This is a genomic window from Streptomyces sp. NPDC005266 (assembly GCF_040607655.1).
In the GTDB taxonomy this organism is placed as follows: Bacteria; Actinomycetota; Actinomycetes; order Streptomycetales; family Streptomycetaceae; genus Streptomyces.
Genome location: NZ_JBEXHC010000006.1, coordinates 274,529 through 289,340 on the forward strand (window position 1 = coordinate 274,529; position 14,812 = coordinate 289,340).

Annotated in this window: 11 protein-coding genes and 3 pseudogenes; 7 read left to right on the top strand and 7 right to left on the bottom strand. The window is 71.9% G+C overall.

The features are described from left to right. The first annotated feature begins 562 nt into the window (after positions 1-562). Entirely contained in the window at positions 563-1,138 is a 576-nt protein-coding gene (locus ABZU99_RS14845; RefSeq protein WP_356043101.1) for an ATP-binding protein, read from the top strand. Between the two features lie 264 nt (positions 1,139-1,402). Here ABZU99_RS14845 and ABZU99_RS14850 read toward each other — a convergent pair. The 3 genes and pseudogenes from ABZU99_RS14850 to ABZU99_RS14860 form a co-directional block, all read right to left on the bottom strand. Beyond that, positions 1,403-1,625, bottom strand: a pseudogene (locus ABZU99_RS14850) (cyclase family protein); the annotation flags it as partial. A gap of 195 nt (positions 1,626-1,820) precedes the next feature. Then, entirely contained in the window at positions 1,821-4,061 is a 2,241-nt protein-coding gene (locus ABZU99_RS14855) for an acetate--CoA ligase family protein (protein WP_356043103.1), read from the bottom strand. A 172-nt stretch (positions 4,062-4,233) separates the two neighbouring features. After that, positions 4,234-5,394: an NAD(P)/FAD-dependent oxidoreductase gene (locus tag ABZU99_RS14860; RefSeq protein ID WP_356043106.1), complete on the bottom strand. Its 1,161-nt coding sequence runs from the start codon at positions 5,392-5,394 to the stop codon at positions 4,234-4,236. Between the two features lie 230 nt (positions 5,395-5,624). On the opposite strand from ABZU99_RS14860, the gene ABZU99_RS14865 reads away from it, so the two are divergent. Beyond that, positions 5,625-6,122, top strand: a complete 498-nt coding sequence (locus ABZU99_RS14865; RefSeq protein ID WP_356043109.1) for a Zn-ribbon domain-containing OB-fold protein — start codon at positions 5,625-5,627, stop codon at positions 6,120-6,122. Here the strand turns inward: ABZU99_RS14865 and ABZU99_RS14870 are convergent. The 3 genes from ABZU99_RS14870 to ABZU99_RS14880 all read right to left on the bottom strand — a co-directional run bounded on the left by ABZU99_RS14870 (position 6,065) and on the right by ABZU99_RS14880 (position 8,918). Beyond that, the gene (locus ABZU99_RS14870; protein WP_356043112.1) at positions 6,065-6,751 is read right to left on the bottom strand and encodes a pyridoxal 5'-phosphate synthase; all 687 of its coding nucleotides are present in this window, start codon (positions 6,749-6,751) and stop codon (positions 6,065-6,067) included. The genes ABZU99_RS14865 and ABZU99_RS14870 overlap by 58 nt on opposite strands. 59 nt (positions 6,752-6,810) lie before the next feature. Continuing rightward, positions 6,811-7,995 (bottom strand): acetyl-CoA acetyltransferase, encoded by a 1,185-nt coding sequence (locus ABZU99_RS14875; protein WP_356043115.1) that lies wholly within the window; start codon positions 7,993-7,995, stop codon positions 6,811-6,813. Between the two features lie 275 nt (positions 7,996-8,270). Then, entirely contained in the window at positions 8,271-8,918 is a 648-nt protein-coding gene (locus ABZU99_RS14880) for a TetR family transcriptional regulator (RefSeq protein ID WP_355940528.1), read from the bottom strand. A 342-nt stretch (positions 8,919-9,260) separates the two neighbouring features. Between ABZU99_RS14880 and ABZU99_RS14885 the strand changes: the two genes are divergently transcribed. The 4 genes from ABZU99_RS14885 (at position 9,261) to ABZU99_RS14900 (ending at position 14,346) form a co-directional block, all read left to right on the top strand. Continuing rightward, a complete protein-coding gene (locus ABZU99_RS14885; protein WP_356043118.1) occupies positions 9,261-10,172 on the top strand; it encodes a VOC family protein in 912 nt (303 codons plus the stop codon). A 197-nt stretch (positions 10,173-10,369) separates the two neighbouring features. Then, on the top strand, positions 10,370-13,036 hold the full coding sequence (locus ABZU99_RS14890; RefSeq protein ID WP_356043121.1) for a PQQ-binding-like beta-propeller repeat protein: 2,667 nt from the start codon (positions 10,370-10,372) through the stop codon (positions 13,034-13,036). A 106-nt stretch (positions 13,037-13,142) separates the two neighbouring features. Next, on the top strand, positions 13,143-13,724 hold the full coding sequence (locus tag ABZU99_RS14895) for a hypothetical protein (protein ID WP_356043124.1): 582 nt from the start codon (positions 13,143-13,145) through the stop codon (positions 13,722-13,724). A gap of 49 nt (positions 13,725-13,773) precedes the next feature. After that, positions 13,774-14,346, top strand: a complete 573-nt coding sequence (locus ABZU99_RS14900; RefSeq protein ID WP_356043127.1) for a hypothetical protein — start codon at positions 13,774-13,776, stop codon at positions 14,344-14,346. Here ABZU99_RS14900 and ABZU99_RS14905 read toward each other — a convergent pair. Then, positions 14,315-14,518, bottom strand: a pseudogene (locus tag ABZU99_RS14905) (hypothetical protein); the annotation flags it as partial. The gene ABZU99_RS14900 and the pseudogene ABZU99_RS14905 sit on opposite strands and share 32 nt — an antisense overlap. Before the next feature lie 3 nt (positions 14,519-14,521). Here ABZU99_RS14905 and ABZU99_RS14910 point away from each other — a divergent pair. After that, positions 14,522-14,806, top strand: a pseudogene (locus ABZU99_RS14910) (fatty acid--CoA ligase family protein); the annotation flags it as partial. Between the last annotated feature and the right edge of the window lie 6 nt (positions 14,807-14,812).

Sequence of the window (14,812 nt, forward strand, 5' to 3'; positions counted from 1 at the left end):
GCTGGGTGCGGGCGGGGCAGTGGCAGACGGCGGCAGCGGCGGAGGGGGAACTGCGGCCGGTCTGTTGCCGACCGTTCACACATGTTTGCAGCGGTGCTCCGCGGATACGTCTGAATTGTTGGGATGTCGCATTCTCTGGGGAAATCCTCAGAGCTTTCGAGGTGACCGAGCGTTGATACCGGGTTGTTTCCTAGGCGTGACTCGTCACAGGGGGGAGTCGGGCCCGAGCTCGGGTACTCTCCGTTGGGTGCGAGCGCGTAGGGGCTGTGATGATCCCGGTGTTGCCCGTGGGGCGACTCCGGGCACGCCGATGTGCCCGGCTCGCCCGGGGTGTGCCGCGGCAGAGACTCGATGTTCGAGTCCTCGTCACGTGCGTCGCACAGTATGCCCCACGCATACTCCTTGGCGCTGGAATATGACCGAAGCGCTTGTTGGCGTGACTGTACGTCAACCATGCTGTCCCGCAAGGGGGTACCTCCCGGCGGTAGCTGGGGGGGAGTCGCGGTCCGTGACTTCTTGGAGGTACGAGGCGATGTGTCCGCCGGTTCGGATGGTGTGAGCGGTGCAGGTGCTTCAGATGCAGATGGAGGTCAGGCCCGATCCCGCGGAGGTGAGCCGTGCCCGTCGGTGGGCGCGTTCGCGGCTCGCCGGGTCCGGGATCGGGGCCGACGAGCCGCTCGCCGAGACGTTGATCCTGCTCATCTCCGAACTCGTCACCAACGCCGTGGTGCACACCGGCTGTCCCGCCGTGCTGCGGATGCTCTTCCCCGCGCAGGCGGCAGGCGGTGGTGGGAACGGTAGCGGCGCCGGTAGCGGCACGGGTGGCGGCGGAGTCTCCGGCTCGTTCGCGGGCCGGGCTTCGGGTCCGCGGACCGTCCGGGTGGAGGTCGCCGACACCAGCGCCCGCGCGCCCCGGCAGCGCCGCGCCGATGAGGAGGCGACCCATGGGCGCGGTCTGGAGCTGGTCGACGGTCTCGCGGACCGCTGGGGCTGGCAGCCGGAGGGCGCGGGGAAGCGCATCTGGTGCGAAATCGACCGCGGTAAGGCGGAGGAGCCGCAACTGGACGGCCGCAGCACCTCCCGCACACCTTCACAAATGGGGCGAACTCGACAAAGTCCAGACCAGGTGTTGACGTGACGTGGTCGAGTGATCACTCTAGGATCAGCGATTCGTCGTGAGGGGACGCCGAGGGCTCTGTTGGCTCTGTGGGCTGTGCCCATGGGGTCGTTCCTTGGCGAGTGCGGGTCGCGGCCCGGCGGCTGAACAGGGCTCAACGCCGGAGCCGGGTGGCGGTGCGCCGTGCCGTGCTCGGGGTGTGCATATGCGCACCGCCGCCCGATAGACCCGCCGGTCCCCTCGCGCCGGTCGGACCGACCGCGGGGCTGAGCCCCTCCGCGCCGCTCAGAGGATCGCCACCGGCGCGACCGGCGCACCCGTCCCGCCGACGAACGGCTCGGGCGTGGCCGACAGCGGAAAGGCATGGCGCCCCGCTTCGGCGCATGCCTCGGACAGCTCCTCCGGATTCCAGTTCTGGCCGGCCCTGCACCATGCCCATCTCGACAAGATCGAGGGCATGCACGGGCATCCAGAGGCCATCCATCTCCGGCGGGAAGATCTCGAAGGACGGAGCCATGCGCTGGCCCGGCCAGCTCGCCGAGCGCCTCGGGAAGCCTTCGCACATAACGCTGCCGCAGCACCTCGGCAGCAGGCGGTGACGGCTCAGCGGCAGGCATAGCGGAGCATGCACCCAGTGTATGAGTGATGAGCACGCACCCTCCGAGGTCATGGGGGAGCTCCTCGGCTGCGGCCGCCGCGCGGCTCAGCGGCAGATGGCCAGGGCGTCAAGTGCCACCGCGCCCTGGCCGCGCTCCAGCACCATCAGGGGGTTGACGTCGAGTTCGGCGATGCGGTCGCCGAGCTCCAGGGCCATGCGCTGGACGCGAAGGACGACCTCGACGAGGGCGTCCACATCGGCCGGGGGCGCGCCGCGGACGCCGTCGAGGAGGGTGTGGCCGCGCAGTTCGGCGAGCATCGCGCGCGCCTGGTCCTCGCCGAACGGGGGGACGCGTACGGAGGCGTCCTGGAGCACCTCGACGAGCACACCCCCGAGGCCCAGGGTCACGGTGGGGCCGAAGAGGCTGTCGTGTGTCATGCCGACGGCCATCTCCACACCGCGGTCGACCATCTGGCAGACGAGCACCCCGTCCAGCTCCAGCCCCTCGTAGCGGGCGATGTCGGTGAGCTCCCGATAGGTGTCGCGTACCTGGCTGGCGGAGGTCAGTCCCAGCCGGACCAGGCCCAGTTCGGTCTTGTGGGCGAGCCGCCGCGCGGACGCCTTCATGACGACGGGGTAGCCGACGAGCCCGGCGGCGCGGACGGCCGCGGCGGCGCTGGTCACCAGCTGCTCGCGCGGCACCCGGATGCCGTACGCCCGCAGCAGTTGCTTCGCCGCGTGCTCGCTCAGCTGTTGCCCTGGGCGCAGCAGGCCCTCCGCCTTGCGCGCCGAGGGGGAAGGGGTGCGCGGGGCGTCGTCGAAGGAGGAGCGGTAGCCGGCGGTGAAGCGGTGGTGTCCCAGATAGGCGCGTACGGCGGTGACGCAGTTGGCGAAGGTGCGGAAGGTGGCGACGCGGGAGGAGCCGAGCAGGGTGGTGCGGTAGGCGTCCTCGGTGCCGACCGGTGAGCCCCACACCACGCACACGAGCTTGTCCGTCTGTTCCGCAGCGTCCACCAGGTCCTGCGCCAGTCTGTCGCTCATCGGCGGGAAGGGGCCGGTGATGGGACAGATCAGCACGCCCACGGCCGGATCGGCGAGGAGCGCGTCGATGATCTTCCGGCCGCGCCAGTCGCCCACCGGGTGGCCCCCGTTGTCGACCGGGTTGGCGACGCTGAGGTCGCCGGGTATCCACTGGTGGAGTTCGGTCTGCTTCTCGGCGGAGAGGGTGGGCAGCGGCAGCCCCGCCGCCGTCGCGAGGTCGCAGAAGTGTGCGCCGGTGCCCCCGGAGATCGAATACACCACGACGCCCTCGGCGAGCGGCGGGCGGGCGCGGGCGAGCAGCGCCGCCGTGTCCTGGAGCTCGTCCGGGCCGTCCACCCGGATCACGCCGAACTGCCGCATCGCCGCGTCCACCACCGCGTCCGCGCCGGTCGGCTTGCCGGTGTGGGAGGCGGCGGCGCGGGCGCCGGTCTCGGTGCGGCCGACCTTCACGGCGACGACGGGCACCTTGGCGCGGGCGGCCCGGTCGGCGGCGAGGAGGAAGCCGCGGCCGTCCTTGAGCCCTTCCGCGTAGAGGGCGATGGCTCCGACCTCGGGCCGGGTGGCGAAGTAGGAGAGGAAGTCGGCGGTCTCCAGATCGGCCTCGTCGCCGGTCTGGGCCCAGTGGCTGATCCGGATGCCGAGTTCCTGGAGGATGAAGAGGGGGCGGCCCTGGTGGCCTGACTGGGTGATGAGGGCGATGGCGGGCCCTTGGAGATCGTCGCGGAATCTCTCGAAGGCGTTGAGGTTGGTGTTGGGGCCGAGGAGCCGCAGCCCGGCGCGGCGGGCCGCGGCGGCCAGCCGCGTCTGCGCGGCGGCGCCCTCGGGGCCGGTCTCGGCGAAGCCGGAGGCGAAGGCGACGGCGAACTTCGCCTTGGCCCCGTCGAGTTCCTCGATGACCGGGAGCGGGTCGCGGACGAGGAGGACGGCGAGGTCGACCGGTCCGGGGAGGTCGGCCACGGACGGCACGCAGGGAATGCCGAAGACAGCGGGGCGGGAGGGGTGTACGGGGTGCAGCCGGGCGCCGACGCGCTCGGCCCAGGCGATGAGCCGGCGGGTGATACCGGTGTTCGGCCGGTCCTCGGCGTCGGAGGCGCCGACGAGGGCCATCGACTCGGGACGGAAGAAGCGGTCCAGGTCGGGGACGGCGGAGTGCAGGGGGCGTCCGCTGACGTCGGTGTCCTCGGCGTTCCCGGCCGTCGAGGGCCCGCTCTGGGGATGGACGGCCGGGCCGGGCGACCCTCCGCAGGCGACGGCGGGGGCGTGACGGGAGTTGGTGGTGAGGGTGCCGTGAGTCGATCCAAGCATCGGTATCCGCCACTCCTGCTCGTTGGCCAATAACCAGCTAACTGACGGTCAGTCACGTTACTGAATGGTCAGGTTACTGAAACGGCCGCCGGTCAGGAATGGTCGGTACGAGGAGAACACGCAGGGTGACGGCGTCCGGCTGCGCCCTCGCCATGTCGGTGTCGTGCTGCCGTCACGCCGTCGTCGTGCGGGCGACCGTCTTGGCGATCTTCCGTGCGTCGATGGCGAGTTCGCGCAGCATGCCGCTGATCGGGTTTGTGTAGCCCGTGAAGTGCAGGCCCGGGGCGGTCCTCAGGGTCCGCCGACCGTGGGGGAGCGGACGGCCGCGGTCGTCCAGCACGCCGAGGTGGCCGACCAGGTCTTCCAGTCCGCGCCGGTAGCCGGTGGCCGCGACCACCACCTCGGGGTTGATGCGGGAGCCGTCGGCCAGCACCACCTTGTTCTGGTCGAAGGAGTCGACCGCCGCGACCACCTCTACCCGGCCCGTCCGTACCGCGTCGACCAGTCCGACGTCCTGCACCGGGATCGCGCCCTCCCGGGCCCGGGTGCAGAGCCCTGTGTCCGGCCAGGGCAGCCCGTGTTCGGTCAGGTCCGGCATGGTCAGCCGGCACACCGCCCGCGCCGCCCGGTCCACCGCGCGCCGCGGCATCCGGCGCACCAGGATGCCGGTGGCCTGGGCGGGCCAGCCCGCCGTCGAGCGGCGCAGGATGTGCGGCACGGTACGGATCGCCAGCCGCACCCGCGCCGCGCCGCCCTCGACGAGGTCGACCGCGATCTCCGCGCCCGTGTTGCCGACGCCGACCACCAGCACGTCCCGGCCCTCGTACGGGCGGGCGTCGCGGTAGCGGCGGGCATGCAGCAGCTCGCCGGTGAAGGTGTCACGGCCCGGCCAGTCCGGCATCCGGGGGGTGTGGTTGAAGCCGGTCGCGACGACGACCACAGGGGAGGACAGTTCGCGTCCGCCTGTGGCCCGCAGCACCCATTCCGTATCGTCCGCCGCACGGTCGATCCGCGAGACCTCGACGCCCGTGACGATCTCCAGGCGGTGGTGCTCGGCGTAGCGCTCCAGGTAGCGCACCACGTCGTCGCGCGCGACCCACCGCCCGTAGGCCCGGGGGATCGGTAACCCGGGAAGGCCGGAGAGGCGGCGGGTGGTGTGGAGGCGCAGCCGGTCGTAGTGGTTCCGCCAGGAGTCGGCGATCGCGTCGGACTTCTCCAGGACCACGGTGTGGATGCCGTGCTGGGTGAGCGCGGCGGCGGTGGCGAGCCCGCCCGGCCCGGCGCCGATCACATACACGGGTGAGGAGGAGCGCGGGGGAAAGCTGTCGGCCATGCGGGTGAGCGTAGCCGGGGATTTGACGGGGTTCGGTCAAAGTGATCCGGTCAAAGTGATTCCGAATCGGTTGCGGATATGTCACGGGCCGTTCCGCTGCGTCACGCTCCGGCCGGCGGGGCGCGGGGGGCCCCGCCGCTCGGGCCCCCTTGTGCGGGCCGCGTCCGGCACCGAAACTGACGTCCATCGAAACTGACGTGACGTCAGTATCGTGGTGACGAGGAGACGAGATGCGTTTCGATCTGCCCGGGACCGACGCCTTCACTCGCCCCTACTGGGATGCCGCCGCCGAGGGCCGGCTGCTGATCCGGCGCTGCGCCGCTTGTGGCTGGGCCCACCACTATCCGCGCGAATTCTGTCCGTACTGCTGGAGCGAGGACGTCGCATGGGAGGAGGCGAGCGGCGCCGCGACCCTCTATACGTGGTCGGTGGTGCACCGCAATGACCTTCCGCCGTTCGACGCCCGGGCCCCGTACACCGCGGCCGTCGTCGACCTCGCCGAGGGCCCGCGGATGATGACCGAGCTCATCGGGGCCGGGGAGGACGGGCCGCACGTGGGGATGGAGCTCCGCGTCGCCTTCCGCCCGTTGAACAGCGACGCCCCGGGGACCGCCGAGGGCGCCGCCACGGCTGTTCCCGTCTTCCGGCCGCCGTCGTCCGGGTGGGCACCTCAAGGCCAGAGCAGCTCGCGGTGCCAGCCGTCGCGTTCCCCGGGGGCGCGGTGGTAGCGGAGCCGTACATGCCGGCGCCGCGCCTCCTCCTGGTAGAACTCGACCTCCTCCGCCGCGAGGACGTACAGCGTCCAGGTCGGGGCGGACGCGTCCGGCTCCCGCTCCGCGCGCTCGTACGCCGCCTCGAAGTCCCGGAGCAGCTCCTCGTACGACCCGAGCACCTCGCTCTGGCGCCCGGCCCCGGCCAGCGCAGCCGCGAGCGCGGCGGGGGACCGTCCGCGCAGGTCCGCCGCGCTCTCCTCCGGCCCCGCCTCCGTCACCCGTCCCGCGATCCGCACCTGACGGCCCGTCCGCATCCAGTGGAACGCGAGCGAGGCGTAGGGGCGCTCCGCCAGCTCGCGGCCCTTGCGGCTGGTGCGATGGGTCCGGAAGTGCCAGCCGCGCTCATCGGCGTCGTGCAGCATGACGGTGCGCTGGGAGGGGCGGCAGTCGGCGCCGGCCGTCGCGAGCATCATCGTGTGCGGGCCCGGCTCCTCCGACTCGACCGCCTCCCGGAACCACTGCCGAAAGAGCGGAAGCGGGGCATCCGGGGCCATGGCCGGGTCGAAGACGGGCAGCTCGCCCGCGTGCGGTACGCGCTGGCTCCGCAGCAGCCGGCGGAAGGCCTCATTCTTGTCGTCGTTCATCGGGTCCCCATCCGATCACCCGCGATCGGGCGGGGCAAGCGGGGACGGACGGCGGGGTGTCAGCCGCGGCCCAGGACGACCGTTCCCGAGGAGCAGAACCAGCCGCCCGTCCCCGACGCCACGGCCAGCTCCGGCAGCCGCCCGCCCGCCTTGCGGACCTGCCGCTCGCCCGCCTCGCCGCGGAGCTGCCGCACCGCCTCGACCAGCAGGAACAGCCCACGCATCCCGGGGTGGCAGGCGGACAGGCCCCCGCCGTCGGTGTTCGTCGGCAGCCCGCCGCCGAGCGTCAGCCGCCCCTGCGCCGCGAACGCGCCGCCATCGCCCTTGGCGCAGAAGCCGAGGTCTTCGAGGGTCACCAGAGTCATATAGGTGCAGGCGTCGTGGAGCTCGGCCACATCGATGTCCGACGGCCGCACACCGGCCCTTGCGAAGGCCGCGCTTCCCGAGGCCGCTGCCGGCGAGACCGTGAAATCCTCCCACTCGGACATGGCGGAGTGCGAGACGGCGGTGCCCGAACCCAGCACCCACACCGGGTGCTTCGCCGTGTCCGGCACATACTCCTCGCCCGCCAGCAGCACCGCGCAGCCACCGTCCGAGCGGACACAGCAGTGCAGCTTGGTGAAGGGGTCGGCGATCACCGGACCGCTCATGACGTCATTAACCGTGATCGGCGTCCGAAACATCGCGTCGGGGTTGTGCGCGGCATTGACGCGCGCCTGTACGGCGATGTCCGCCAACTGCTCAAGGGTCGTGCCGAACTCATGCATATGGCGTCGCGCGGCCATCGCGTACTTGGCGACGAGCGTATGGCCGTACGGAACCTCGAACTGGAGCGGGCCGCGCGCCCCGAAGGAGAGGTTCGCGGTGCGGCGCCCCGCGTGGATGTCGCCCCGGGCGGTCGAGCCGTAGACGAGCAGAACGGCGCGGGCATGGCCCGCGGCGATCGCGTCCGCCGCGTGCGCCGCCATGACCTCCCAGGTGGAGCCGCCGACGCCCGTCGAGTCGGCCCAGGTGGGCCGCAGCCCCAGATGCTCCGCCACTTCGACCGGCGCGAGCGTTCCGAGTCCGGCCGAGGCGAAGCCGTCCACGACCGACCGGTCCAGCCCGGAGTCGGCGAGGGCCCGCCGGGCGGCCTGGGCGTGCAGGGCATAGGGGGTGGCCGTATCGACGCGGCCACAGTCGGAGAGGGAGACACCGACGACGGCGACCTTGCGGGCGCGCTTGGATCGGGGCGCTGCGGGCATGAAGCTGACGGTACATCAGTTTTGCTGACCGGGAAGAGGGCGTACGGGTGGCGAGGGACCGGGAGGTCGGTCTTCCGCCGGCCGGGCCTCCGCGGCGGTGGGCAGGGGGCGCGGTGGGTGGCACCGGCCCCTGGGCCGGGGCCCGGGGTGGGCCCGGAGGGCTTACGCACGGAACGGACGCGGCGGATCACTCGGGAGTGATCCGCCGCGACGTGACAGGACGTGTGCGGGCCCACCGGCTCGCCGGCCGGGCTGGGCCGGTGCTCGGGCGTGGGTTACTTCGGCGGCTTGCGGCCGGTGATGCCGAGGTGGACGAGCAGGGCCAGGCTCGGCTTGAGGTCGGCCTGCTTGACGCCCCAGCTCTGGAAGCCCCTCTGGTGCTCGGCGGCCGCGGCCAGCATCGCGACGAGCGAGCCCGCGACGGCCGCCGGGTTGACGTCCTTCTCGTACCGGCCCTTGGCCTGAAGCTCCTTGACCGCGTCCGCCAGGGTGTTGGTCAGGGGGTTGAGGATCTTCATACGGATCTTGTAGAACCGTTTATCCCCTTCCGCCGCACCAAGATCGACCACCCGCAGGATGGCGTCGTGTTTGCGCCAGAAGGAGAGGAAGCCCTCGACCAGGTCCTCCGCCGCCGCGGCGCCGGACTTGCCGGTCCACGAGCGGCCGGCGACCAGATCGGCCAGGGTCGAGCCCTCCTTCGCCATCTCCTCGGCGAGCTCGAGGACGGCGCCCTCCACATCGGGGAAGTATTGGTAGAACGTCGCAGGTGAGGTGCCTGCCTTACGTGCGACATCGATGACCTTGACATCTCGGTACGGGGATGTGCTGAGCATCTCGCTGAGACAGTCGAGCAGCTTCTGCCGCGTCGCCTGCCCGCGACGACCGGCCACCCGCCCGTCGACTGTGCGTACTTGTCCTGTCATGCCGTCAGCTTACCGAGGGCTGATCGGAGCGCGATTCGGCTGCGTGCAAAGGGGTTAGCGCGGGATGGGGTGGTTTGTGAGGCTCCCGGAGCTGGTCGGAATGGCTGATTCCGATCGCTGTGGGGCTCTGTTGAACCTTGGAATGACCGCTCACCCACACGAGTGAATCGTCTTATCAACAGACTGTGGATAACTTTCGTGGACGACCCGCCCGGCCTGCGCGGGACCGCCAAGGATTGGCCAAATATTTCGAATTGCGGGGCGGGCGCATCGGGCGATCCCCCGTTAGCGTGGCAAACGCGGTAAATGCTGCAAACAGGAGGATGTGGGAGGACTCGGGTCATGGCCGCATTCGCGGAAGGCGTGCCCTGCTGGGCGGATGTGCTGCTCCCCGACCTCGTGGCGGGTCGGCGCTTCTACGGTGAGCTGTTCGGCTGGACCTTCCAGGAGAGCGCGACCCACTACGGCACATACACCCGTGCCCTCCTCGGCGGGAAGGACGTCGCGGGGCTCGTCCCCAAGCCGGACGGCCGTATGCCCACCGTCTGGAACATCTACTTCGCCGCCAAGGACGCCGCCGCGACCGCCGTCCGGATCCGGGAAGCGGGCGGCCGGGTGATCACCCCGCCCGTGTGGATCGACGGCTACTGCGTCATGGCGACGGCCGCGGACCCCGGCGGCGCGGTCTTCGGGCTCTGGCAGGCGGGCAGCCACCCCGGCTTCGGGCGGCGCTGCACGCCCGGCTCGTACGGCTGGACCGAGCTCCACACCCGTCAGCCGCGGCCGGTGGACGCCTTCTACCGGGCGGTTTTCGGGTACGACATGGAGCCCGCCCCGGAGGCCGCCGGCCCCACCGCCCCAGAAACCGCCCCCGCCCCAGAAACCGCCACCGCCTCAGAAGCCGCCCCCGGCCCAGAAGCCGCCCCCGCTCCCGGCGCCCACGTCGACCGCGTCCTCTGGTCGCCGCGCGGCGAGCCGGGCGGCCCCCGCCACGCGATCGGCGGGCGGGTGGTGATGGGTGAGCGGTACCCGGCCGTGCTGCCCGCCCACTTTCTGACGTACTTTGTGGTGGCGGACTGCGACGACGCGCTGCGCACGGCCCACCGGCTGGGCGGGCGGGTTCGCAATGACCCCGAAGATACGCCGTACGGGCGTTTCGCGGTCCTTGCGGACAATCAGGGCGCGGTCTTCGCCGTCATCGACACCTCGGCGACGGCCCCCACGTCGGCCGAGAGCAGGGCGGGGCGGGCCTGAGGGCACTTCGGCCGCCCGCCGTTCGAACCGAGCGGGTCCCGGCTCCGTACCGCCCGATGACACGACGATTCGCCCCCGGGTTCGCAACCGCCGCCTTCGCCAGAGAGAATGCAGGATGCGTGCCGCCGGTTGGTTTGTCGGTGAGACGCTGCACGGGGCTGTATTTTTTCAAGCCCCCACGGGGAGGTGGCAGGCAAGTGGTGGAGCAGCTGACGCAGCACGATCCGAGGCGGATCGGCCCTTTCGAGGTGCTCGGTCGGCTCGGCGCGGGCGGCATGGGGCTGGTCTATCTGGCCCGCTCGGCATCGGGCCGACGGGTCGCGATCAAGACGGTCCGGACGGAGCTCGCCGAGGACCAGCTGTTCCGCGTCCGGTTCACCCGTGAAGTGGAGGCGGCTCGCGCGGTCAGCGGCTTCTATACGGCGGCCGTCGTGGACGCCGATCCGCGCGCGGCGGTGCCGTGGCTGGCCACGGCGTACGTGCCGGCGCCCTCCCTCGAGGAAATAGTCAATGAGTGCGGGCCGATGCCGGCCCAGGCGGTGCGGTGGCTGGCGGCCGGGGTCGCCGAGGCGCTGCAGTCCATCCATGGCGCGGGCCTGGTCCACCGGGATCTGAAGCCGTCCAATGTGCTGGTCGTCGAGGACGGCCCGCGCGTGATCGACTTCGGTATCGCGTCCGGCGTCTCGAACACCCGGCTGACGATGACCAACGTCGCCGTCGGCACTCCCGCCTATATGTCGCCCGAGCAGGCGCGCGACTCGCGCAGTGTGACGGGCGCGAGCGACATCTTCTCGCTCGGCTCGACGCTGACCTTCGCGGCCACCGGCCATGCCCCCTTCCACGGCGCGAACCCGGTGGAGACCGTGTTCATGCTGTTGCGCGAGGGCCCGGATCTGGAAGGGCTGCCGGACGAGCTGCGGCCGCTCATCGAGTCGTGCATGCAGATGGAGGCCGACCGGCGGCCCTCCCCCGCGGACCTCCAGTCGCAGCTGGCCCCGCATCTGTTCGCCTCCAACGCCGACGACAGCGGTACGGCCTCGGCCTGGCTGCCGGCCGGCGCCGTCGCCCTCATCGAGCGCAAGCGCAGCGGCCGTAACCAGGTGCGCGGTGCCGCGTCCCGCCCCGCGGCCGGGGGCGGCCGTCCCGGCTCCGGGAGCGGCGGCCGCTCCTCGGCCCCGCTGCCTCCCGAGCGCCCGCCCACGCCGCCGCCTTCGTACGCCCCCGCTCCCGCGCCCGCTTCACCCCCCGACGCCTCCCCGGACGGCCGCGGCGGCCGGCACGGCGCCGGCGCGCCTGCCGGCGCGGGTGGCTGGGAACCGGTGGGCGTCGGCGATCCGCGCGGGGGCTTGCGCGCCCCGGAGGCCGCGAGCCCGCCGAGTGCGCTGGGTTCCATCGGCCCGGGCCGGCACGCGGCCCCCGTAGGGCCCCCGTCCGCCGCGTCGCCCGCCGCGCGGCCCGCCCCGCTGCCCACCGGGGCCGACGGGCCGGTGCGGCTGCCCGGTTCGAAGGTGCCGATCGGGCCGGGGCTGCGTGCCGCCGACACCCGCGAGCCGCAGCCGCAGCCCGCCACCGGGCCCGCCACCGGCTGGGTGCGGCCGCCGAGCGGGGTGACGAGCGGTGGGCTGAACGGAGGCGATGCCTCCGCCACGGCCGCCGTTCCGCCGCCGACCCATTCGCCGTCGGCCGACTCCGCGGAGCAGCCGGGCGGCGGGGCCGGACCCGGCCGCTGGCGTCCCTGGCGGTTCCGTATGTCGAACGACGTATGGGGCACTCCGGTCGTCGCCGGCGATCTGCTCTATGTGACCTCGTTCGAGGTGCACGCTCTCGATGTGGCCACCGGGCGGCGCCAGTTCAAGACGCGCGACGTGGCCTGGGCGATGGACGTGGCCAACGGGCGGATCCACGCCTCGGACGGTCCCACGCTCTACGCGCTGGACACGGAGGACGGCGCCGAGCGGTGGCGGCTGTCGACCGACGGCTGGGTCTACTCCCTGAAGGTCGACCGCGGCACGGTCGTCACCGGTACGCGCGGCGGCGGCGTCCAGGCGTGGGAGGCGGCCAACGGCGAGTTGCTGTGGGAGATGCAGGGCCTCCAGACCGACTTCGAGACGCCCGAGGCCGGTCCCGTCATCCACGACGGCACGGTCTATGTGTGGTCGGACGCGCGGCTGCGCGCCCTGGAGGCGCGCACCGGCGCGGAGCGCTGGTCGTACCCGGTGGGCGACGCGGCGTCGTGCGGCGGGGTTCCGCTGCGGCTGCTGTCGGCGCCCGACGGGGTGGTCTATGTGTCGGCGGGCACCCGGGTGCTCGCGATCGACATCGCGCGCGGGGAGGTGCGGTGGCGTTTCGAGGCGCCCGCCGTCTTCCTGTGCGCCCCCGCGTACGCGCCGGGGCCCGCGGTGACCGGCGGCGGTATCTACATCGCCGACTACCTGGGCACCGTCTACGCCCTGGACGCGGCGAACGGCCGCGACCGCTGGCGCATCGCCACCGAGGCGCGGCAGTCGATCGAACCGGTGCTGGTGGCCGACGGCTCCGTCCATCTGGGCAGCGGTGGCGCGCTCTACACGCTCGACGCGGTGACCGGCACGCCCAAGTGGCGGTTCGCGGCGGGCGGCGAGGTCATCGGCTCACCGGTGGTCGCGGACGGCCGGGTGCACTTCGGCTCGGCCGACCACTGCCTCTATACGGTGGACGCGGCCGGCGGGCAGTTGCGCTGGAAGCTGGCGACCGGCGGCGAGATCACCGGCTCCCCGGTGGCGGCCGGGGGCGTGGTGTACGCGTGCAGCAAGGACCGCTGTGTCTACGCGCTGGACGCGGTCAAGGGCACCGGCCAGTCGCGCCCCTCGGCGGGGCGGGCCTGAGGGGGAGCCCGAGGGGCGCCGCACCTTGGGGAGGTATGGCTGTGTCCCTGACAATTGCTGCTACGGTTGCGGGCGCGCTGATTTCTGCGGGGGAACGGGGTATGTGATGCGGCGTGGTCTGCGGTTGGGCGCTGTGCTCACCGTCGTGCTGGTGGCACTGACCGGGTTCAAGGGGCGTGGCCACAGCCATGGCCACGGTGGTGGCGGAGGCGGCTGTTCCAGTTCTGCTTCCCATCACTCGGGCTCCGGCTACGGCTCCAGCTCCGGTTCCGGTTCCGGTTCCGGTGGCTACTCCGACTCCGACGACTACAGCTCCAGCACCGGTTCGAGCTCCGGTGGCTCCCGCTACCGCGACTACAACGACGACGATTACGGCGACAGCGCGTCCAGCAGTGGTTCCTCGGGCGGCTCCGCGTCATCGGACGAGCCCGAGGCGACCGTCGTCACCTGCGCCGACAAGGACAAGGGCGAGAACCCGGCGGCGACCGTGAAGGTGCGCAACCGCTCGGGTTCCGCCGATACGTACATGGTCGACATGGAGTTCAGGGACAAGAACGGCGCGGTCGTGACCTCGGGCAGTGCCAACGTACCGGTCCCCGCGCGAGAGACCAGGACCGTGCGGGTTCCGCTGGATGACCCCTCGCCGTCCGGAACCGTGGTGACGTGTGAGGTCGTCTCCGTGTTCTGAGGCCCGCTCTCAACCGGGCTGATTGTGTTTTTTCCACGGGGGTAATTCCATGCAACGCCGCTCCATTCGCATGCTCGCCGTCGCCATGGTCGGGCTCATCGCGCTGACCGGATGCGGAAAGAAGGGGCGGGGCCACAGCAGCGGCCTCGGCGGGTTCGCCTCGGGCGGCAGCGGCGGCGACTCGCCGGCGTCCGCCCCCAGCGGCCTGCCCACCGACCTGCCGACCGGCCTGCCCACCGACCTGCCGACCGGCCTGCCCTCGGACATGCCGTCGTACACGCCGGGGAACCCGACCCCGGCCTCCTCCTACTCGGCGCCGCCCACCTACGACCCGGACGCGACCAGCGATACCGACGGCAGCAACTGTGACTACGACGAGTCGACCGGCCGGCTCATGTACGACGTCACCGCCACCAACCCCGACACGACGCAGTCCTTCGAGTACTCCATCAGCGTCAAGTGGAACGACAGCTCCGGCGGCCTCCTCGGCGTCGATTCCCAGTACGTCACCGTCCTTCCGAGCTCGAGCCGGACGGTCACGTTGGACACCAGCTACACCTTGACCCAGTACACGTCCTTCACCTGCCAGATCACCACGACGAGCAAGTCCCCCACCGGCTGACGCTCACCGCGGCCAGAACAGTCCTTCGTCGGGCCGTGAACAGGGCTGCCTGCCGATCAGGCGGCAGGTTCCCCAGCGGGATCAACTGCGGGGCGTGAGCGAGGGCCTGGGCCAGTGCCGCCTCCTTCGCCGCCCACGGCGCCCATACGGTCCCCTGCGCCGCCTCTGTCGGAACGGCTTCAACGCGTACCCGGCCGAGACAGAGCAACTCCTCGCCCGCCACCCGGACGTGGCCGACGTAGCCGTCATCGGCATCCCCGACGCGCGGCTGGGCGAGGTGGCGTAGGCATACGCGGTCCGCCGCCCGCGCTCGACGCTGACGGCGGATGCCCTGATCGCGTGGTCGCGGCGGGAGATGGCCGACTACAAGGTGCCGAGGCAGGTGGACCTGGTGGAACTGCCACGCAAGCGAGCGGAAAAGATTCTCAAGACCAAGCTGCGTGCGAGCGGTAGTCCTTGACGACGC